We start from the raw sequence: 20625 nt of genomic DNA, 5'->3' as shown, positions 1-20625 counted from the left end.
GTGCTGCCACAAGGTTTTTTTATGCCTATGATTACAAGGTGATGGTGAGTTGTTAAACTCAGTTAAAAGAATAAGAACGTAAACTACTTTGCAATCAATCTCTTTATTCCCTGTACACCTTGTACAGAGTATCTTTCTGTTCCAAATGTTATTTGGTGCATTATTAATTAATAGCCAAAAACAAAGTCGTTCCTTGGTGCTGCTATTTGTATTTCAAGGCTGTGTATGCGCCTTTAACCTGTTAGAAGGGTTAGGCCTTTCTGATTACTTAATCACACCGGCATTTACATTACTGTATGGGCCTATGATTTACTTTTTTACCTTGTCGATTACAGGTAAGCAGCCCTTTATAACATCACACTACGCGGTTCACTTAATTCCTGCGGCTATTTCCTTGGCCTCTACCCACTACACGCAGGCGATCATTTTACTCGGTTCGCTCAGTCAACTTGGCTACTTCTACTTTGCTTATGGCACTTTAAAGGGCTACCACAAACAACTTATGCATGCGCGCTCAGATGCTGAGAGCCTTAAGTTAAAGTGGTTGTTCAAAGCATTATTTATTTTTGCCATTATTGTCGTATTCGATTTGCTGCGCATGAATGTGCAACCAATCACGCCGCTCGATTTAAAGATGTACTGGTACTTATTAAACGAAATACTGTTACTGCTTATGTTTAGCTTTTTGTTGTTCCACACCATCAAGAATAGCTTTCAATTCGAGCCTGTCACATTACCTGAAGAAGCTGAAGAAGCTGATTCGTCTGATGAGCAACTTGCACAGCAAATTTTCTCAACCATTGATAACTTGATTATTAATGAATCGCTTTATCGACAACCTAGGCTGTCACTAAACGACTTAGCAGATCAAACAGGGCTCGGTAGTAAAGAAATATCTTGGGCTATTAACAGCACAACGGGGAACAACTTTTGTGAGTACATCAACCAGCATAGAGTGAATGATGTTAAACGCGAAATAGAGCAAGACTCACCTCAAAAACTCAGCCTGATAGAACTGGCATTTCAAGCTGGCTTTAATTCTAAATCGACTTTTAATGCGGTGTTTAAAAAAGAAACGGGATTAACGCCGAGTCAATTTAAGAAGCAAACACTAAAAAACAGCTCATAAAACAGACAAAAAACGTCCTAAATCCTGTTTTAGGACGCTTTTTTACAGCCCAAACGCTAATTTAAACAAAAAACAGCTTTGAGACTCCAGATGTACAAGTCCTATTTTTTACTACTAATATTGTGCCTATTAATAAACTTTTCGGGTTCTGCGTTAGCAACGAATCATTCTTTAGAGGTAACGAATCAAGCCTTAAAAGTGCAACCAAATCGCGTTGGTGCAACAGACCCAATCGCTTACTTTCAATCGAAAACAGCAGCAATAGAATTTGCTAAACAACAAAACTGGGCTCTGGTGAATAAACTCACAAAACAGCTCATTAATGAATATCAAAATGATGGCGATACTTGGTATTTACTTGGTCTCAGTTATTTTCAATTGGCCGATTATCAAAATGCCAGCAATGCTTTGCAACGCGCACTTGCAATTGGGACTAGCTTAAAAGGCATTCCTAATGGGGCTAGTAATCCTAACGATTTAATGGTGAAAATTGCAGAGGCATACGCAGAGCTTAATAACCAACAGCAAGCCGAGTATTGGCTCAAAAAAGCACTGGCAGCAAGATGGGATGACCGCCCAACACTTGCTGGCACCAGCTTATTTAAATCTGGTACTAACCCTCACTTTGAACGCTTTGCGCAATCAACCAGTTATAAATCACTTGCAGGTAATAATTTGGAGACTGAACTCAATCGAGATCAAAAATGGCGCACCGATTTAGCGTTTTTAGCTGCAGAGATTAAACGTTTACACGTGGCAATGTATCAAAACATAAGCCCTCAACAATTTGCTGAAAAAGTAGCAAGCATTGATAAAGCGATTCCTATTATGATTGATCAGCAAATTATTTTTCAGTTTATGGAGCTAATTGCACTACTTGGCAATGGTCATAATTTATTGATCCCAGCATGGGGTGAAAAAGGCAACTTTCAGCAATTGCCATTTCAGTTTTATCAATTTAGTGATGGCTTATACATCACCAAAGCAAGTAGTGATTACCAGCAATATATTGGCTATAAAGTTGCAGCATTTGCCGATACACCAGCCGATCAAGCCCTTGAGTTAACTAAACGTGTTAATGCTCGTGATAATGAAATGCAAACCCTGTGGTTGGGCCCATATTATTTAAGTTTGCTTGATGTACTAAACGGGCTTGGCATTAGCAAAGGTAACGAGGTAACACTCACGCTCAGCTCACCAAAAGGGGCTATCACCACAGTTACACCAGCGCTCAAGTCAATGCAATTTGCAGGTTTTCCTAAGTTACCAAAACTTACTGAACACCCTACGCTTAGATACTTAGCAAAAAACAACACGCCGTTTTGGAGCGAACAAATCAAAACGAATAAATTACTGTATGTACAATTCAATGATGTGCGAAATAGCAAAGATCTCACACTTGCTGAATTTGCTATGCAGCTACAAGCACAAATCAAACACGATGACATTGAGCATATGGTGCTAGACCTTCGCCATAACAGTGGTGGTAATGGCTCGCTCAACCCACCTATGGTGGCAACTGCCGCATTTTTTAAAGTATTAAAGCCACAAGGAAAGTTATTTATATTAATTGGCCGCAATACGTTTTCGGCAGGCCATGATGTAGCAGTTAAGATTGCCAATATAGTGCCAGCGATTTTTGTAGGTGAACCATCAGGCACCCGCCCTAACGTGGCTGGTGAAGCAGGCTGGTTTAACCTACCATACAGTAAACAAACAGGACTTATTTCGAGCCAGTTCCACCAGCAAAGCAGAGCTGAAGATCATCGTATTTGGTTAGCGCCCGATATGCCAATTACACTTTCTGCAAAAGATTACTTTGCAGGTGTCGATCCGGTGATGGATGCTGTTTTAACCATAACTAAGCAATAAACAGTGCTGGCATAAACCTTGTAACTATTCAGTTATAGCAACAATTTGCCCTTGTTTACTGTGTAATTAAGCAACTTTTACGCAGTACTCAAGGCATTTTTACAAGGAGGCACTGTGTCTAAATCTGCAATTTTATATCGCATGGTGACCGATGAGCATATTTGCCCCTTCGGTTTAAAATCAAAAGATTTATTAGAGCGACATGGTTACGATGTTGATGATCGTCACTTAACCAGCCGTGAGCAAACTGACGAATTCAAACAGCAGCATAATGTAAAAACCACGCCACAAACCTTTATTGATGATAAACGTATAGGTGGGTACGATGATTTGCGCGATTTTTTCAATCTGACCAAAGCGGGTCAACAAGGCACAACTTACACGCCAGTGTTAGCTATTTTTGCAGTCACACTATTACTCAGCTGCGGGTTTAGCTATGCCAATGGCGACGCTTTATTGTCTATGCAAAACTTAATGCTGTTTATTGCACTGTCGATGGCGGTGTTAGCAATTCAAAAGCTACAAGATTTATATAGCTTTTCAAACTCATTTATTACCTATGACTTACTTGCCAAGCGCGTTGTGCCTTATGCTTATGTTTATCCTTTTATTGAAGCCTATGTTGCCATCGGGATGGTGGCCAAACTTCCGGCCTTAGCGGTGGCGCCGTTCTCGTTATTTATTGGTGGTATTGGTGCGGTATCAGTATTTAAAGCTGTATATATAGATAAACGTGAACTCAAGTGCGCGTGCGTCGGTGGCAACAGCAATGTACCGCTAGGTTTTATCTCATTAACCGAGAATCTATTTATGATAACAGCGGGTCTTTGGATGCTAGTTAGTTGATAAAACATATAACGGTTTTGCCCCTTTATTACTGTTCTACCGTGGTTAAATCTGCAAAATTTAGTTAGTATGGTCACGTGTTATTTTTTATTAACGCTCCATCAATTAGGAATTTATGAACAAAGATTTACTGCTCCATCCGGTACTTATTTCACTAGCAATGATCACTATTGCGTTTACTCTTAAGGCGCTGGTTGACAGATTTGCGCGCCATAAAGCAGAAAAAAAAGAAAAAGATATTCGCTATATTTCGCACAATATTAAGCACTCTATTAACCTAGCAACGGTGCTATTACTGCTATTTGTATGGTCTACTGAAATCCAGAACTTTGCGCTGTCGATCGCGGCATTTGCAGTGGCTATTGTATTTGCGACCAGAGAGTTTATTCAATGTATAATTGGCTTTTTCTATTTAGTTACCACGCGCCCGTTTCGGGTTGGTGACTGGGTACAGGTTGGTGAATACTATGGTGAAATTGCTGAAACCGATTGGATCAAAACCACCATGCATGAAATTGACATGCACACCTATCAGTTTTCTCGCAAAACCATTTATATTCCGAATAATAAGCTGATCACTAACCCGATTAAAAACTTAAACTTTGTAAAACGTTTTACCACTCATCACTTTAGTATTGTGCGTAAAGAAAGTTTTAATCCGTATCCAATTTACGAAACTCTAACCACGAAAGCGAAGCAATATTGTGAAGAGTTTCAAGATGTGGCTGGTCGTTATAATTCGATTATCGAAAGAAAATTAGATGCAAAAATTTCTGGCCCTGAGCCTGAAATACACTTTAGCACCACCGAATTAGGCGAGTTTAAAGCCAGCTTCACTTTATTCTGTCCCACTGACAAGGCGCTGGGAATAGAGCATAAGCTAACTGCCTTTTTTATGGAGCTTTGGTACAGTGAAGCTGCAAAACAACAAAGCAGTAACTCTCACATATAATAAGAATATGCCACTATATGGACATAGTTTAACTCACTTGATTAAAACTGAAGTGAGTTAAGCTTTTAACGCTAGCCTCCCGATCTAATATCTCGCTCAAACTCAGTTTCAGTTTTTACTGGCTGACAAGTTGATTGAACCGTGCTCTTATTACTTTCATCTTCGTCAGAACTAAAAATTGTGTAGCTATAGTCTGTTTCAACTTCACCACCTAAGCACTCATGCTCTGCAAATAATTCATCTCCATAACCCTCTGGCATTTCTTTTGACGCACACCCACTGAGGATCAGAAATGTTATTAAAATTGACATTACTTTCATATTAATCACCTTAAAAGAACACGTTATAACTCATACTCAAAATGCCATGATGGAAGCTTGTTGAGTAATGGCAGAAGTGCTTTTTCTTTTCTTAAATCACGACGCTCTCTCTCTAACTGTTCTCGCTCTCGGCGTAACTCTTTACTTTGGCTACTTGACGATTTATCACTCGCTAATTCATTACTAATAGATTGCAGCCGCCAATTAATATTATTAAGTCGATCATCTATCTCGGCTTTCCTTGCTTCAAATTGATAACGCTCGTTACCTTCTTGCCATGCTTTTCTAAACTGTGTGTCATTACAAATCCCGTTATACGCATCGCCTCGCAAACCTAGGGTAAAGCCATTTTCAGGCTCACAAAAGGCTGCGAGCCCCTGTTTGTAACCAGCTTGATAATCATCTAATTTTGCAGTGATGCCAAATTCACTACAAGCAGATATGATTTCTCTGCCATGTTCAAATGTATACCCTTGCTCACCATGACTAAAGCCTAAATTTGTCCAATTGGCCTGTATACATTCATCCTGAGACAAAGAAGAGCATCCTGATATAGATAGTAGAAATAAAATAAACATACAACGGCTAAACATGCTATTTCCTGAAGTGTCATAGACTATTCAAGTACCTATTTTAAGAGATACTCGTTTAAAGTGAATGATAAAAATGTAACAAGCTATTCTAATTCCGTTGAAGTTTAAAATTTACGACAAAACTTAATCCCTTCATCACTAAAAATAACATGAGGCACACTTATAATATTAAAAAGCTGCCTCATAGATATTTTCTTTATCTAACCGTTTGAGTCGGATTAGTTGGTACATTATTTTGCTTCATTATCCAACGGGCTATGTTATCTTTTCGCATGAACTTAACACCAGTATGCTGTTTTGCATACTGGATAAAATCATCAAGCGCTTTTACTCGTGCAGGCGTTCCTGCAATACGGTCATGAGCACTAATCGACATCATTCGTCTTCTGTGTTTTCCTTCAGCGTATAACACGTCAAACTCATCTTTTAACTCTTGTAAGTAGGCTTGGGCCGTCATTGCAGTGCTTCCTGAATAGCGCACAATGTCGTTATTACGAAAAGTATAAGGTACAACCACAAAAGGCTTATTATTTACTGGTGTAAAAGAAGGCTCATCACGCGATAGATCATCAATATGATAAATAAACCCCAGCTCTTGCAAAAGCGTAAGTGTATTTTTTGAGTGTCTCATCCAAAATGCATTAAAGCCAACCGGCCGCATGCCTGTCACTTTTTCGATAATATCTGCACTTTTAATATATGAAGCGCGCTCTTGTTCAACACTCATAGAATATTGTGGTGTCCATGTTTGGCCGTGACCCGATGCTTCATGCCCTCGTGAAACCACTTCTTTAGCAAGTGCTGGATTTAATTCCACAGCCCTACCCACCATATGAGAAGTAACTTTAATATTATGTTTATCCCATAGATCAAGTAATCGTGGGATCCCTTCATTCATCCCATACTGATACCAAGTAGGCGAAATCGTATCGTGATAACCCTGCTCTATTTGAGGAAACGGCCCTGCATCAGAGCTATCTTGTGCTGTTGCCTCAAATTGCATTGAAATAGAAATCACTAATTGTGCATCATCAGGCCAATAGCCTGATTTATCAGATAATGGGGCCGCACTTAACAGCCTACTGCTACACAGTGCTATTAAAACAGTGAGTAAAGGTAAAGCCTTCATTTTTTATCTCCTAAGCTAATTAACGCGGTCCTGCCGTTACTGTGATCTCGGCTGTTTGCAAAGAGTGCTGATGTAAGAAAAACCCTGTAAGTGCACTTGTTGCCCCTTGTGGAACAGCTAATTTTTCTACATCCAATGCATACACTTTATAGGTGTAGCTATGCTTGCGCCCTTCTGGTGGACATGGCCCAAGGTATCCGGGCTTCCCCATATCTGTATTACCTTCAATGGCTCCTTTGGGCAAAGTCGTTGAAGATAGTGAGTTACTAGTAAGAGGAATATCATGTACTACCCAGTGCCAAAAACCACTGCCAGTTGGTGCGTCATTGTCATACACTGTCACGGCAAAGCTTTTGGCTTTCTTAGGCGCATTTTGCCATTTAAGTTGTGGCCTAACATTACTCCCCTGACAACCAAAGCTATTCCAATATTGCTCACTCTTTATTGCCTGCCCTGGCTGTAAATCAGGGCTCGATAAACTAAATTCAGCCGCAAAACTGGCACTACTAAACAGCCCGCTGATCAGTAAAGTAACTACTGAGTTTGAAAAATTAACCATTTTTAGCCCTTATATTTTCAGTTAAAAAAAGTTACTTTTGATACGCTGGGTAATCGGTATAACCTTTGGCTGTACCGCCAAACAATGTACTCCCATCGGTAATCGTGTTTAGTGGCAGTTGCTCTTGAATACGATACGGTAAGTCTGGGTTGGCAATAAAACGACGACCGAATGCAATGTAATCGGCAAGACCTTGTTCAATAAGCTGCGCACCTGAATGCTCGGTATAATTACCGGCAACAATAATCGCGCCACTAAAATACTGACGAAGTGCGGCTCTAAACTCTGGTGTTACACTGGGTGCATCGTCCCAGTCCGCTTCGGCAAGATGAATATACGCAATACCAATTTGCTCAAATTGCTTTGCTGCTAATAAAATAGTGTCAATTGCTTCACTATCACCCATACCACGCTGAGTGATAAAAGGCGCTAATCTAATACCCACTTTATGAGCTCCAATGGCATTACTAATTGCGCCAATAATTTCACAGGCAAAACGAATACGGTTTTCTTGGCTACCGCCATATTCATCTGTGCGTTTATTCGCTGAACGTCTTAAAAACTGATCAATTAAATACCCGTTACCTCCATGTATTTCAACGCCATCGAAACCAGCCTCAATCGCGTTAATTGCCGCTTGCTTATAATCATTTACTATTTCTTTAATTTCTTTAACACTTAGTGCTCGAGGGGTTGGGCAGTCAAGCATCCGTCCTTCTCCATCATCGCCTACCACCCAAACTTGTGCATCTGGAGCAAGTGCAGATGGGGCAACTGGCGTTCCATCATGATGAAATGAAGAGTGCGACATTCTACCAACGTGCCAAAGTTGTAAAAATATTTTACCGCCTTCTTTGTGCACAGCTTGTGTTACTTGCTTCCAACCTTCGATTTGTTCTTGCGTGTAAATACCTGGCGTAAATGAGTAACCTTTGCCCTGAGCAGAAATTTGTGTTGCTTCAGAAATAATCAGCCCTGCAGTAGCACGCTGGGCATAATAAGTGGCCATCAGTTCAGTAGGAATATCGCCCGGTTGCGCAGTTCGCGAACGGGTCATAGGTGCCATCACAATTCTATTTTGCGTGACCATGCCACCGAGTGTTTTAGCTTCAAATAAGGATTCTATAGACATAACTAACTCTCTTATAAATAATGTTTATCTGGATTTAATTTAAATTTCATCACTGCTAAATAGCATTTCGACCTTTATCTCTTCTGGTCCAGGTATAAATACTTGCTGCTCTAATAGCTCTGGCACGGTTCGCTCGAAATAACTTATACCTGTTTGCGCTAAGCGACTTTTCAATCCTTGATAACCTATGCTACGAATGGCAATGTGATCTACCACTCCTCGGCCTTGGATTTTGCTGTTTAATGCTGATAGGTAACCCTGTTGCGCTTTATTACCCGCGGCATTAACCAGATGAATCAAAGCAACGTTATCGCTGCCGTATAACCACGCTCCCTCGAAAGGAAAAGGCGGACGATACCCTTCACTTAGCCCAACTGAATTAATAAAGAACTGTCGCATCGCTTGGTAATCACAACTAGAAATTAATACATGATCTAAACGCATAAACTTTCTCTGTTGATAATAAGTACAACCAGTTTAACTATTTACTTAAATTTGATAATTGAGTTAATATCAAAAACACTATTCATTAATACTGAACTATAAAGAGTAAAGAATGATGGCAAAGATTGATGATATGCAGCTTTTTGTTCATGTGGTTCGCTCTGGTGGGCTTGCTGCAGCAGGGCGAAAAATCGGTTTATCGCCTGCGAGTATGACGGCACGTATCAACCAGCTTGAAAATCACTATCAAACCCGACTCTTAATACGTAATACTCGAAGTATTAAATTAACCGAGGCTGGAGAGCACTTTTTTCAAGGCTGTTTAAGAGTGATTGCTGAAATTGATGCCGCAGAGCAAAGTATTCAGCTTAGTAAAAGCACTCTCTCGGGTAGCCTCAAAATAACCGCACCCTCTGACTTTGGTAAACAGTTTGTTGCCCCTGCAATAGCTAAATTTGTAGCACTGAATCCACAAGTAAAACCACACCTGCATTTAACCGATGGCTTAGTCAATTTAGTGGAAGAAGGCATTGATATTGCTATTCGCTTTGGAAACTTACCCGATAGTAATTTGATTAGCCGAATGATCAAAGCCAATAAACGTGTGTTATGTGCTTCAGCTGAATATTTAAAAATACATGGCCAACCTTTACAACCAAGCGATTTATTAAACCATCGCTGCTTAGTAATGGAGCGACTTGGTCAATCGATGCATGATTGGCATTTTAAAGACGAGGTAATTCGCGTACCTGTAGCTATGAGTAGCAGTGATGGTGCAGTGATCAGACAGTGGGCAATTAACGGTGCAGGTATTGCTCTAAAATCAATGGTAGATATTAATGATGATCTGACTAAGGGTAATTTAGTGACGCTACTTGATGATTATATTCTCGGTTTTAGTAATAAAGATAAACAACAAATTGGCTTACAGTTTCTTTACCCATCAAGGCAATTTCAGCCACGACAAGTTGCCGCATTTATGGATTTTTTTCAGCAGCAAATTTAATAATAAACAGCCGACAAAATAAAACCTTGAGAGTTTGCACTTCCAAGGTTTTATTTATAGCGTTTGGCAGTTATAAAGTTAAGCAGTACCACCTACCGTTAACTGATCAATTTTCAGGCTTGGCTGGCCAACGCCTACTGGTACACTTTGACCGTCTTTACCACAAACACCGACGCCTTTATCAAGCGCTAAATCATTACCTACCATAGAGATTTGTTGCATAACTTCAGGGCCGTTACCAATTAATGTGGCGCCTTTGATTGGCCGAGTAATTTTTCCGTTTTCAATTAAGTAGGCTTCTGAGGCACTAAATACAAACTTGCCTGAAGTGATATCTACTTGGCCGCCACCAAAGTTTGGGGCGAAGATACCTTTTTTAACTGTGCTAATAATATCGGCTTGGCTGTGCTCGCCGCCTAACATATAAGTATTGGTCATACGTGGCATAGGTAAATGCGCGTATGACTCACGGCGCGCATTACCAGTTGGGTTAACGCCCATCAAACGCGCATTCATTTTATCTTGCATGTAGCCTTTTAAAATACCGTTTTCGATAAGTACGTTGTACGCTGCAGGAGTACCTTCGTCATCCACATTAAGTGAACCTCGGCGATCGGCAATGGTGCCGTCATCAACTACAGTACACAGCTCTGATGCGACTTTTTGGCCCACTTTACCGCTAAATGCCGAGGCTCCTTTACGGTTAAAGTCGCCTTCTAGGCCATGACCTACGGCTTCATGCAGTAATACTCCTGGCCAACCTGCGCCAAGTACCACTTCCATCGTGCCCGCTGGAGCGTCAATAGCTTCAAGGTTTACTTTTGCTTGGCGTACGGCTTCTTCTGCGTATTCCATCCAACGGGGTTTACCATCCACCAGTTCTTTAAAGTAACCATAGTCTAAACGTGCGCCACCACCTGCGCCACCGCGTTCACGGCGGCCGTCTTTTTCAAGTAATACCGAACAATTTAAACGGATCAATGGGCGGATATCGGTGGCAAATGTACCATCGCTGGCCGCAATCAATACTTCTTCATACACCGCAGACATAGAGCTAATAACTTGCTCTGCGTCAGGAGCAAGCTCACGAATATAATTTTCAAGCTCACGTAATAAATTTACTTTGTCGGTATCACTCATGCTTTGAATCGGCTGCAGTGGTGCAAACTGCTGTTTTGCTGCTACATCACTAAATACCTGAATGGCTTTACTTTCACCTGCTTCGGCAATACTGCGCGCAGCGGTTGCGGCTTTGTTAAGTGCTTCTAAATTAATTGCATCTGAGTACGAAAAACCGGTTTTTTCGCCACTAACTGCGCGTACGCCGACGCCGCGTTCAACGTTGTACGAGCCTTCTTTTACTAAGCCATCTTCAAGCACCCATGATTCATGGTGGCTAGATTGAAAGTAAAGATCCGCGTAATCAACTTTATGCTGATGAATAAAACCAAGCGTTTTTTCGAGTTCTTCTCGATTTAGCTGGCTGTCGTGTAATAAATGCTGTTCAACCGTGTTCATAATAAATGCTCTCTAAATCGTTGGTGAGATTGCACTGGCATATCTCGACGAATGGCGTGTAAGCGGTTTAGATCTGGCTGACAACCAATAAACCCAATGCCATTTGCAAGCTCGCTGAGGACGTCGCCCCAAGGAGAAATAATAATACTGTGGCCGTATGTCGCGCGACCATTTTCGTGTTGCCCTACTTGCGCAGCAGCAATCACATAACTTTGCGTCTCTATCGCTCTGGCCGTTAATAACGGTTGCCAATGAGCTGCACCTGTTATGGTAGTAAATGCGCTAGGCACTAAAATAACCTCTGCCCCGGCTCGTTGCAAAGCACTAAATAAGCCACTAAAGCGTAGATCATAACATACTGTAAGACCTATTTTACCAAACGGTGAATCTACCACCACAATGTCACTGCCCGCTTCGGTGAAGTTAGACTCGCGATACGCACCAGTCCCATCAGCAACATCAACGTCAAATAAATGCATTTTATTATACTGGGCCAGCACTTCACCTTGCTCATTAAACAGCAAAGACGCTGCAAAATATTTGTCATGCTCTGTGGCAATAGGCACAGTACCGGCAGCTAGCCAAATATCATGTTGGCGACATAACTCACTTAATTGTTGTTGATAAACATCACTTTGCTTTGCTACAACAAGTGTTTCATGGCCGCTATTAGCAAACACCAAGAAGCTTTCAGGTAAACACACCAGTAACGGGCGTATTGCAGGAAGCGTGGTTAACTGTTGTCTAAGTTGATTCATGTTGCCATCAGCACACAGCCCGGAGCACATTTGTAGAGCGACTATCATAGCTTGCATCGTTTAAGGCCTTATTGGGTGACTGTAACAGCGGCATCTTTGAGTATTAACTCACTGGAGGCGGCGGCTTGAGGTTGGTTTTGTGCAGCTTGCGGAAGAGTCACTTCACGACTTTTACGATCTACTTCTTTCACTACAGGATCAGTCATGCTGCCAGTCACTTTAAAATTAATCTCAGAAATAACGCGCGCAGAGTGGAGTACTTTATCTATCGCCAATGCTGCAAGCCCAGTTACAGGATTGACCATCCACGCGACAATCACCGGAATACTTGAGGTCACTTGTGGTGCAACCGCTAAATCGTAATCAATTTCCATGGTATTGAGGTTAGTATGGCCTTTAACCGTCAGATCGGCAGGTACTCCATCCATTTTCGTATCTTGCGTGTAAGCGATGCCTTTATCTACCTGCATGGTACCTTGCAGACTGTTATAAAAAAAACCTTTCGAAAATACATCTCTAAAATCGAGTTTTAACTTACGCACTAATGAATCCAGGCTCAGCAACGAAAATACCCGTGCGCCGCCATCGCTTACCTCAGCTAAATGCCCTTCGCCTAAACGCCAATCTAAATTACCGTTGAGGCTGGCAATATCAAATAAATAAGGCGCATCTTGCCACGCAAGCGTAAATTTAATATCTGCGGGTGAATCTTTAACTGTGGTGGTTATATCAAATTCATCAAATAGTTCACCGATGTCATCACTTTGCATATTACCGCTAAATTGACTTATGCCATCTTGCCAATGCCCTTTAGCACGTAACACATGCTCGCCTTTATCAACCACCAGCTCAGATATGGTGAGCTTATGACCATCGCCATAAAGCGATGCGCTGACTTTATCTAATTGATAGCTTGCCACTTTACAATCAGCACACTCAAATTCAATGGCCGGTATGTCACTCAACCAAGTGTAATCTTGAGGTGTTTCAGATGGCGGTAATTCGTCTGTTGTTGGGGTAAAGTTAACACGTAAATAATCACTGGCAATATGAATCGGCCGACTTGATTTATCTAGCGGAATAAGTACTTGCGAGCGTAATTCTTTGGCGTTTAGCCGTAAGCTCATGTCACTTGGGGTCGGCGCTAAACGCATTTCAAAATCATTAAATGCAATATCACCAATGGTTAATTGCTGAATGTTACCCACCACTTCTTTTAATGGTGGTAGTACGCTCTGCTCAGCTGATTCTATTTGACTGATGGTGATGATCTGCTGGATCAAGCCAAGCCAAGGTAATAGATCTGTTTGCTCTAAATCAATTGCAACACTTAAGTCTTGCTGGTTTAAACCCAGATCATGCTCGCCTAAAATAAACTGTGCATTGGTTAGTTTGCCAACGTTATTCGCTAAGATGCCATTAAAATATAAGTTATTATTGATATTAGCGGTGATCAAATTAGAAATATTGTCACCTTGAATAACAGCCGTTAGTGGCCATACTTGATCGGCACTTTTAGTGTAAGGTGCGGGCAGGTCACTACTGAGCCCTTCGAGTTGTGAGCTGACATTAGCGCGATAATCAAAGCCGTCCGTTAAAAAGTTTAGAGCAAGATTAATAGCCACTTCACTTTCACCATGCAAGTAACCTTTTAGTAAGTCTTGACCATGAGAAATTAACGTATCAGCATTTAACTGTGCTTTTATATCAACGTCAGCACGATAGTTTGGGCCAATATTTTTACCATTAAAGTTAACTTTCAGCGGCATTCCTAACCAACTTGCGTTAGCATTTTCTAAAGTGATCTGATCATCATTAAAATAGAGCTTACCTGTCACACCTTCAAGCTGAAGCCCAGGTTGTGCTAAATACACTGGCAGATCTTTTAAATTAACCATGCCTTTAGCTGTTACATCTAACTCATTTAAATCAACAAGTAGCTCAATATCAGCGCTGGCAGCGCCGTTACCTTGGATCACCTCAAATACATTTGCTAGTGGGTCAGCAATTGGCGTTGCTTTAAAAAACGGCAGTAATTTTTCCATCTCAGCACGTTTATTAATTTTTACGCTCAGTACATCTGCGTTCATTAGATCTGTAATACTGACATGCACGGCATCACCGACCGCTAAGTTAACAAGCCGCCCATGCTCAGAGTAAATATCCATACGCTGATTTTCAAAATATAATTTTGCACTCGCTTGAGTTACTGCAGGCCAATCAGGGGCAAATTGATAATTGGCGTTATCTATCTGCGCTAATACTTCAAACTGTCCTGAATTATCAGCAAACGGAAAGCCCGTTAATGGCCCAGAAAACAGCACTTGTGTTTGCGTAAGTTCACCACCTTTAATAGCCCCAGTTAAGTAATCAACTAAATTTTTAGTCATCACAGGGCGTGGGAAATAATGGCTGGCAACACTGGCATCTGGTGCAAATGCTTCTGCATATAAATCAAGCCGAGGCTGTTCGCCTAAGCTAAGCTTCATCTCAGCTGCAACTGTTACCTCTGAATTGTCCAACCACATATTATCACTGCTGATCTGCCAACCTTGCTCACTATTGGCTAAATCAATTTGCATATTCAGTTGGTTATATTTGATTGGCTGGCTAAAAGTATCAGCGGTAAGTAACTCGCTATTTTCGCCAAACAGATTAATGCGACCACGTTCTTGATTTAACAAACCATCGACAAGTAAGCCCTGCACACCTGGCACACCTTGCTCTGCAAACCAGCCCAATTGCTGGGCTTCAAACCATAATTGCCATTGCTGTGTTGATGTAAACTGCACATAAGCGCGCTTAACTTGACCACTGGGTTGACGACTTAACAGCGGCTCTAATTCAGCAAAATCACTTAACTGGGCTAACCTTGTAACCAAGTCAAAATCGAGTTCTTGCAACCAAATTTGTTGTTGCTTGTTATCCAGCTGCGCTTCAAATTGAAAGTCGGGCCAATGCTGTTGATCGTTTGAGAGCCGCACCCCTGAACTTTTTAACCGCCAACCTTGCTGCCAAGGGTAAAGGCGAAAACCCCCTTCACTTAAACTAAATTGATGACTTTTTGTATCTTGCTGCCAATTAATAAAGCTTGGCAACCATTTAACTGTGACATCTTTGATCAGGCCTTTTTCAATACTCAACCATGATTCTAAGTTAATGTCAGAATTGAGCTGCTCTTTACTAGCATTAATATACTGAGCCAGCCATTTCGACACATCAACATTATTTGCTTGCACATAAATATCACCCAGCATGGTTTCTAGCGTCGATCCAGTTAATGCCAAGCGAGCATCAAATGTACCCACTGAAATCCCGGGCAATGCTAAAGTACCACTAGCTAAGTGTTGTTCGTATTGATTTTGCCAAACGATGTCTTCAAGCATCACCCGACGCTCTTTACCATCTGCCAAGATAAAATTAAGACTACTATTTTCAACCGCAAAATGACCGGTTTTACCTAAGAATAAGCCTTCAATCAGCTCTTTTTGTTCAAACGATACCTCACTGCTGTTCGACTGCAACATAGTCGGCATATCAACATCAGCATGGAAACCGTTGATCACAAAGTAGTTAGATTTTAACTGTCGTGTTTTGATGGTTTCCCAGACGTTTAATTCAAGGCTAGCTTTAGCGATAGTCAGTGCGATGGGTGAGCTTTTATTATCTTCAAAGGTGATATCTTCCAAGACAATAGAAGGACCTTGGCCATGCCAGCTGGCAGAAATAGCCCCAATTGATAAATTAACCGCAAACTTATCATATAGGTAACTTTCAAGGTCACCTTTATAGTCATTGGCATACGGCAGGGTATATTTTAAAACCGAAACAACAACGGCAAGCAGTACCAGAGTTATGGCGAACACTTGCCATAACTTACGGATACAAAAAAAACAGACCGTCTTTGCTTTCATTACATCATAACCACATCAAACTGCTCTTGACTGTAGAGGCTTTCGGTTTGAATGCTCACTTGCTTACCAATAAATAACTCTAGTTCTGCAAGATTATGATACTCATCGTTAAGTAATGCCTCACTTACCGCAGGAGCTGCATAAACCATAAATTTATCAGCCGCGTAAGCACGGTTTACTCGGACAATTTCACGCAGTATTTCATAGCATACGGTTTCAACGGTTTTTTGTGAACCGCGCCCAGAGCAGGCCGGACATACATCACATAAAATATGTTCAAGACTTTCTCGAGTACGTTTGCGGGTCATTTCCACTAAGCCTAATGCCGATAAACCATTAATATTTGATTTAACGCGATCTTTACCCAGTGCAGACTCAAGTGAATGCAATACCCTGCGCTTATGCTCTTCGCTAACCATGTCAATAAAGTCGATAATGATAATACCGCCCAAGTTACGCAACCTAAGCTGACGGGCAATCGCAGAAGTAGCTTCTACGTTGGTGTTAAAAATAGTTTCTTCGAGATTTCGGTGGCCAACAAAGGCACCGGTATTAACATCGACCGTGGTCATCGCTTCGGTTTGGTCGATAATTAAATAGCCACCTGACTTTAACGTCACTTTACGATGTAAGGCTTTTTGTATTTCACTTTCAACATCAAACAAATCAAAAATTGGTCGCTCGCCTGGATAATACTCTAAAGCATCGGAAAGAATTGGTACAAACTCTGCGGTAAAGCTTTTTAGCTCTTCATAGGTTAGCTTTGAGTCAACCCGAATACGCTCCATGTCTTCCCCTACGTAATCTCGTAGAGTTCGAAATGCTAAGGTTAAATCTTCATGCAAAATACTTTCTTTGCTGGTTTTTTTACGTTTAGTGACGATTTTTTTCCATAGTTTTTTTAAAAACTCGGCATCGTGACGCAACTCAGCTTCGCTGGCACCTTCAGCTGCAGTACGAACTATAAAGCTGCCGTCTTCATCGCCATACTCACCTACAATGCTTTTCAATCGCGCGCGTTCTTCTTCGGTTTCTATACGCTGACTCACACCAACATGGGTGGCATCTGGCATAAACACTAAATAACGAGAAGGGATGGTGATGTCAGTTGTTAAACGTGCGCCTTTAGTACCCAGTGGATCTTTTACCACTTGCACCATAATGTATTGACCTTGGCGCACTAACTCGCGAATATCTTGTACTTTTTTGATTGGTTGCTCGTCAACACCTTCAACAATAGAGGCGCTATTTACAATATCAGACGCGTGTAAAAAAGCCGCTTTATCTAAACCAATATCAACAAACGCAGCTTGCATACCCGGTAACACTCGGCTTATTTTACCTAAATAAATATTACCGACGATACCTAAATTGCCAATACGTTCTAGTTGAATTTCTTGTAATACACCGTTTTCAATCAGGGCAACACGGCTTTCACTCGGGGTGACGTTGATCAGTAATTCTATACTCATGTTACCTACTTAGGAATTCGCTTAATAATTTTTCGCATTCATATAAAGGTAAGCCTACTACCGCAAAATAGCTACCGGAAATATTAGTAACAAAGCGCCCACCGAGTCCTTGTATGCCATAGCCACCGGCTTTGTCTTGTGGTTCACCAGTTTGCCAATATGCTGCTAATTCTTGTTCTGAGAGTGTTTTAAAACTCACTTGCGTGGTTACTACACAACTCATGACCTTGTGTTCAGTGGCAAATGCAATTGCCGTTAACACTTGATGACTGCGCCCAGATAAACGTTTTAGGGTTGCCATAAAGTCAGCTTTATCGCGGGGTTTACCAAGTGACTGATTATCTATAACCACCACGGTATCACTGCCGAGTACTGGGCGATCTGTGTATCCCATAGCAACACCAGTTTGGGCTTTTAGACGCGCTAAACGCTCAACAAGTTCAAGGGGTGTTTCGTCTGCTAGCTGGCTTTCATCAGCATCGACACTAAATTGTGAAAATTCGATACCAAGTTGAGTGAGCAATTCTTTGCGCCGGGGAGAAGCTGACGCTAGATAAATGGCGGTTTGCATTATCTGATCCTGAAATGACGGCGATATTTACGTAGCAATAAGAAAATCCAAGGCCAACTTAACATGCCAGTCACGACTGGCCATAAATACTGCGGGTTGAAATAAACGTCCATTAAAAAGTGATTAAGCCAAAATTGCATTAAGTGATATAGGGTTAAAAATAAGCCCACGAGTATCGCTTGCTGCCAAATTGAAAAATTACGAATTTTTTGAAAGTTACTTGCGGTTACAAAAATACAAATTGAGTAAGTGAGTGAATTAATTCCCAGCGGTGACCCTGTGGCTAAATCAATCAGCAAGCCAACTACCCAAGCCGTACCAATATTTAATCGATGTGGAACAGCTAACGACCAGTACATTAATACTAATAGCACCCAGTCAGGGCGAAAAGGCTCAAACGAAAAAGGCAATGGCATCAAAGCCATGATCAACGCAAGGAAGATGCTCACGGCGATCAATAAAAAGTAACGACTATTCATTGCTGATAGTTTCCTGCTGATTACGCCATAAGATCACTAATAAGCGAATACGATCTAACTGAGCTATCGGCTCGGCGTATACTTGAGCAAACGGGCGGCCCTCATCGCGATTAATTTCAGTTACCACCGCAACCGGGTAGCCCTCAGGAAAAGTGCCTCCAAGTCCTGATGTCACTAACACATCGCCAATCCTTACATCTAAACTATGGGGTACATGGGAGAGTTTAACTAAATTAATTTTACCAATCCCTTCAACCACGGTACGCACATCATTACGTAAAATACGTACTGGTGTGGCATGGGTTGTGTCGGTCATCAGTAACACCCGAGACGTCGTTGAGCCTACTTTGGTAAGTTGTCCGACGACCCCCATCTCATCAATAACCGCTTGGCCTTCACTGATGCCATCTATCGTGCCACGATTGATCACCACTTGATGGCTATAAGGATTTGAATGAACAGAGAGAACTTGAGCAATAATTTTACGATTTGACTGCTTAGCAGAAGAACCAAGTAACGCGCGTAGCTTTTGATTTTCTTTGTTTAAGAATTGATATTGCTGAAGCTGTTCGCTTTGCAGTAATTGTTTTTTCTTGAGGGCTTCGTTTTCAGTTAATAATTGATCGCGCGTGTGTAAGCTTTTAGCCCCGAGGCTAAATACTTCATAAGGTAAATTGGCTAAATACAATAACGGACTAACTAAGGTGTTTAAACTAGTGCGTACTGTGGTGCCACCTTGCGTATAACGATCGCCTACGATCAACACGATACTCAAAAGCACTGCGACAAAAAGTCGCAGCTGCAAAGAAATGGCACGCCCGAACATTAACTTCATTAGTCGTAACTAAATACATCACCACCATGCATATCAATCATCTCAAGTGCCTTACCGCCGCCACGCGCAACGCACGTTAATGGATCATCAGCAACCACAACAGGAATGCCGGTCTCTTCCATTAATAAACGGTCTAAATCTTTAAGTAATGCACCACCACCTGTTAATACCATGCCTTTGGCTGATATATCTGACGCCAGCTCTGGTGGTGATTGCTCAAGGGCAACCATTACCGCACTAACAATCCCCATTAATGGCTCTTGCAAGGCTTCTAATATTTCATGCGAATTAAGCGTAAATGAACGCGGAACACCTTCGGCAAGGTTACGACCACGTACTTCAATCTCAATTGGCTCATCTGTTTTAAACGCTGAACCAATTTGATGTTTAATGTTTTCAGCCGTTGCTTCACCAATTAAACTACCAAAATTACGACGTACATAGTTGATAATTGCTTCATCAAACTTATCCCCACCAATACGTACAGATGATGAGTACACCACGCCGTTTAGTGAAATAATTGCAACTTCAGTGGTACCACCACCGATATCTACAACCATTGAACCTGTTGCTTCTGATACCGGTAAACCTGCACCGATTGCCGCAGCCATTGGCTCTTCAATTAAATAAACTTCACGCGCACCTGCGCCCATAGCCGATTCACGAATTGCGCGTTTTTCTACTTGCGTAGCACCGCACGGTACGCAAATAAGCACACGCGGACTTGGACGTAAAAAGTTATTGTTATGCACTTGCTTGATAAAGTGTTGCAACATCTTTTCAGTTACATAAAAATCAGCAATTACACCGTCTTTCATTGGTCGAATGGCTTTGATATTACCAGGCGTTCGACCTAGCATTTGCTTTGCTTCAGTCCCTACTGAGGCAACACTTTTAGGACCACCAGCGCGTTCTTGGCGGATCGCAACTACAGATGGTTCATTAAGGACAATGCCTTCGTCTTTAACATAAATGAGGGTGTTGGCTGTACCCAAGTCGATCGATAGATCGTTTGAAAAAATACCACGGAGCTTTTTAAACATGAGGCTGGATGACCTTTGAAAAACGTTCTTATATTAGCTTATGCAACTTTACC

19 protein-coding genes are annotated in these 20625 nt (G+C 41.5%); 5 read left to right on the top strand and 14 right to left on the bottom strand.

What is annotated here, in order from left to right; all coding sequences use genetic code 11:
- The first annotated feature begins 88 nt into the window (after positions 1-88).
- The 4 genes from H5154_RS06110 to H5154_RS06095 all read left to right on the top strand — a co-directional run bounded on the left by H5154_RS06110 (position 89) and on the right by H5154_RS06095 (position 4799).
- Positions 89-1129 carry an AraC family transcriptional regulator gene (locus tag H5154_RS06110; protein WP_182717733.1) on the top strand — a complete coding sequence of 347 codons (1041 nt, stop codon included), beginning with the start codon at positions 89-91 and terminating at the stop codon, positions 1127-1129.
- Positions 1130-1327: 198 nt separating this feature from the next.
- A complete protein-coding gene (locus H5154_RS06105) occupies positions 1328-3001 on the top strand; it encodes a hypothetical protein (protein WP_182717732.1) in 1674 nt (557 codons plus the stop codon).
- A 114-nt stretch (positions 3002-3115) separates the two neighbouring features.
- Entirely contained in the window at positions 3116-3847 is a 732-nt protein-coding gene (locus tag H5154_RS06100) for a glutaredoxin family protein (protein ID WP_182717731.1), read from the top strand.
- 115 nt (positions 3848-3962) lie between these two features.
- On the top strand, positions 3963-4799 hold the full coding sequence (locus H5154_RS06095; RefSeq protein ID WP_145238627.1) for a mechanosensitive ion channel family protein: 837 nt from the start codon (positions 3963-3965) through the stop codon (positions 4797-4799).
- Positions 4800-4870: 71 nt separating this feature from the next.
- On the opposite strand, the gene H5154_RS06090 is transcribed toward H5154_RS06095, so the two are convergent.
- The 6 genes from H5154_RS06090 to H5154_RS06065 all read right to left on the bottom strand — a co-directional run bounded on the left by H5154_RS06090 (position 4871) and on the right by H5154_RS06065 (position 8976).
- Positions 4871-5119, bottom strand: a complete 249-nt coding sequence (locus tag H5154_RS06090) for a hypothetical protein (protein WP_259398459.1) — start codon at positions 5117-5119, stop codon at positions 4871-4873.
- Positions 5120-5142: 23 nt separating this feature from the next.
- Complete coding sequence (locus H5154_RS06085) at positions 5143-5712, bottom strand: DUF2799 domain-containing protein (RefSeq protein ID WP_182717730.1); 570 nt, start codon at positions 5710-5712, stop codon at positions 5143-5145.
- A 196-nt stretch (positions 5713-5908) separates the two neighbouring features.
- Positions 5909-6841: a polysaccharide deacetylase family protein gene (locus H5154_RS06080; protein WP_182717729.1), complete on the bottom strand. Its 933-nt coding sequence runs from the start codon at positions 6839-6841 to the stop codon at positions 5909-5911.
- Between the two features lie 19 nt (positions 6842-6860).
- Positions 6861-7400 carry a YbhB/YbcL family Raf kinase inhibitor-like protein gene (locus H5154_RS06075; RefSeq protein WP_010390480.1) on the bottom strand — a complete coding sequence of 180 codons (540 nt, stop codon included), beginning with the start codon at positions 7398-7400 and terminating at the stop codon, positions 6861-6863.
- A gap of 31 nt (positions 7401-7431) precedes the next feature.
- Positions 7432-8532: an alkene reductase gene (locus H5154_RS06070; RefSeq protein WP_145238611.1), complete on the bottom strand. Its 1101-nt coding sequence runs from the start codon at positions 8530-8532 to the stop codon at positions 7432-7434.
- Positions 8533-8571: 39 nt separating this feature from the next.
- Positions 8572-8976: a lactoylglutathione lyase gene (locus H5154_RS06065; protein WP_182717728.1), complete on the bottom strand. Its 405-nt coding sequence runs from the start codon at positions 8974-8976 to the stop codon at positions 8572-8574.
- A 112-nt stretch (positions 8977-9088) separates the two neighbouring features.
- Between H5154_RS06065 and H5154_RS06060 the strand changes: the two genes are divergently transcribed.
- Positions 9089-9982 (top strand): LysR family transcriptional regulator, encoded by an 894-nt coding sequence (locus H5154_RS06060; RefSeq protein WP_259398458.1) that lies wholly within the window; start codon positions 9089-9091, stop codon positions 9980-9982.
- A gap of 78 nt (positions 9983-10060) precedes the next feature.
- On the opposite strand, the gene tldD is transcribed toward H5154_RS06060, so the two are convergent.
- The 8 genes from tldD to H5154_RS06020 are packed head-to-tail and all read right to left on the bottom strand — an operon-like array spanning position 10061 to position 20572.
- The gene (tldD, locus tag H5154_RS06055; RefSeq protein ID WP_182717727.1) at positions 10061-11500 is read right to left on the bottom strand and encodes a metalloprotease TldD; all 1440 of its coding nucleotides are present in this window, start codon (positions 11498-11500) and stop codon (positions 10061-10063) included.
- Positions 11497-12306: a carbon-nitrogen hydrolase family protein gene (locus tag H5154_RS06050; RefSeq protein WP_149982687.1), complete on the bottom strand. Its 810-nt coding sequence runs from the start codon at positions 12304-12306 to the stop codon at positions 11497-11499. Before H5154_RS06050 ends, tldD begins: the two co-directional genes overlap by 4 nt.
- A 20-nt stretch (positions 12307-12326) precedes the next feature.
- Positions 12327-16172 carry a YhdP family protein gene (locus H5154_RS06045; RefSeq protein ID WP_182717726.1) on the bottom strand — a complete coding sequence of 1282 codons (3846 nt, stop codon included), beginning with the start codon at positions 16170-16172 and terminating at the stop codon, positions 12327-12329.
- Entirely contained in the window at positions 16172-17644 is a 1473-nt protein-coding gene (gene rng, locus H5154_RS06040) for a ribonuclease G (RefSeq protein ID WP_149982651.1), read from the bottom strand. Before rng ends, H5154_RS06045 begins: the two co-directional genes overlap by 1 nt.
- Before the next feature lies 1 nt (position 17645).
- Positions 17646-18215 carry a nucleoside triphosphate pyrophosphatase gene (locus tag H5154_RS06035; protein WP_149982650.1) on the bottom strand — a complete coding sequence of 190 codons (570 nt, stop codon included), beginning with the start codon at positions 18213-18215 and terminating at the stop codon, positions 17646-17648.
- Positions 18215-18694 (bottom strand): rod shape-determining protein MreD, encoded by a 480-nt coding sequence (mreD, locus tag H5154_RS06030; RefSeq protein WP_149982649.1) that lies wholly within the window; start codon positions 18692-18694, stop codon positions 18215-18217. Before mreD ends, H5154_RS06035 begins: the two co-directional genes overlap by 1 nt.
- Positions 18687-19529 (bottom strand): rod shape-determining protein MreC, encoded by an 843-nt coding sequence (gene mreC / locus H5154_RS06025; protein ID WP_182717725.1) that lies wholly within the window; start codon positions 19527-19529, stop codon positions 18687-18689. Before mreC ends, mreD begins: the two co-directional genes overlap by 8 nt.
- Complete coding sequence (locus tag H5154_RS06020) at positions 19529-20572, bottom strand: rod shape-determining protein (protein ID WP_145238587.1); 1044 nt, start codon at positions 20570-20572, stop codon at positions 19529-19531. Before H5154_RS06020 ends, mreC begins: the two co-directional genes overlap by 1 nt.
- Between the last annotated feature and the right edge of the window lie 53 nt (positions 20573-20625).

Source organism: Pseudoalteromonas sp. SR44-5 (assembly GCF_014163675.1).
GTDB lineage: Bacteria > Pseudomonadota > Gammaproteobacteria > Enterobacterales > Alteromonadaceae > Pseudoalteromonas > Pseudoalteromonas rhizosphaerae.
The sequence above is the reverse complement of the archived record's forward strand: the minus strand, read 5'-3'. Positions and strand labels throughout refer to the sequence as shown.

What these genes read in the sequence shown, in the direction of transcription:
- H5154_RS06075 (WP_010390480.1), bottom strand. Translation starts at nt 7,400, where the DNA reads ATGGTTAATTTTTCAAACTCAGTAGTTACTTTACTGATCAGCGGGCTG.
- H5154_RS06085 (WP_182717730.1), bottom strand. Translation starts at nt 5,712, where the DNA reads ATGTTTAGCCGTTGTATGTTTATTTTATTTCTACTATCTATATCAGGA.
- H5154_RS06050 (WP_149982687.1), bottom strand. Translation starts at nt 12,306, where the DNA reads ATGATAGTCGCTCTACAAATGTGCTCCGGGCTGTGTGCTGATGGCAAC.
- H5154_RS06020 (WP_145238587.1), bottom strand. Translation starts at nt 20,572, where the DNA reads ATGTTTAAAAAGCTCCGTGGTATTTTTTCAAACGATCTATCGATCGAC.
- H5154_RS06090 (WP_259398459.1), bottom strand. Translation starts at nt 5,119, where the DNA reads ATGAAAGTAATGTCAATTTTAATAACATTTCTGATCCTCAGTGGGTGT.
- H5154_RS06095 (WP_145238627.1), top strand. Translation starts at nt 3,963, where the DNA reads ATGAACAAAGATTTACTGCTCCATCCGGTACTTATTTCACTAGCAATG.
- mreC (WP_182717725.1), bottom strand. Translation starts at nt 19,529, where the DNA reads ATGAAGTTAATGTTCGGGCGTGCCATTTCTTTGCAGCTGCGACTTTTT.
- H5154_RS06060 (WP_259398458.1), top strand. Translation starts at nt 9,089, where the DNA reads ATGATGGCAAAGATTGATGATATGCAGCTTTTTGTTCATGTGGTTCGC.
- mreD (WP_149982649.1), bottom strand. Translation starts at nt 18,694, where the DNA reads ATGAATAGTCGTTACTTTTTATTGATCGCCGTGAGCATCTTCCTTGCG.
- H5154_RS06065 (WP_182717728.1), bottom strand. Translation starts at nt 8,976, where the DNA reads ATGCGTTTAGATCATGTATTAATTTCTAGTTGTGATTACCAAGCGATG.
- H5154_RS06080 (WP_182717729.1), bottom strand. Translation starts at nt 6,841, where the DNA reads ATGAAGGCTTTACCTTTACTCACTGTTTTAATAGCACTGTGTAGCAGT.
- rng (WP_149982651.1), bottom strand. Translation starts at nt 17,644, where the DNA reads ATGAGTATAGAATTACTGATCAACGTCACCCCGAGTGAAAGCCGTGTT.
- H5154_RS06070 (WP_145238611.1), bottom strand. Translation starts at nt 8,532, where the DNA reads ATGTCTATAGAATCCTTATTTGAAGCTAAAACACTCGGTGGCATGGTC.
- tldD (WP_182717727.1), bottom strand. Translation starts at nt 11,500, where the DNA reads ATGAACACGGTTGAACAGCATTTATTACACGACAGCCAGCTAAATCGA.
- H5154_RS06045 (WP_182717726.1), bottom strand. Translation starts at nt 16,172, where the DNA reads ATGAAAGCAAAGACGGTCTGTTTTTTTTGTATCCGTAAGTTATGGCAA.
- H5154_RS06035 (WP_149982650.1), bottom strand. Translation starts at nt 18,215, where the DNA reads ATGCAAACCGCCATTTATCTAGCGTCAGCTTCTCCCCGGCGCAAAGAA.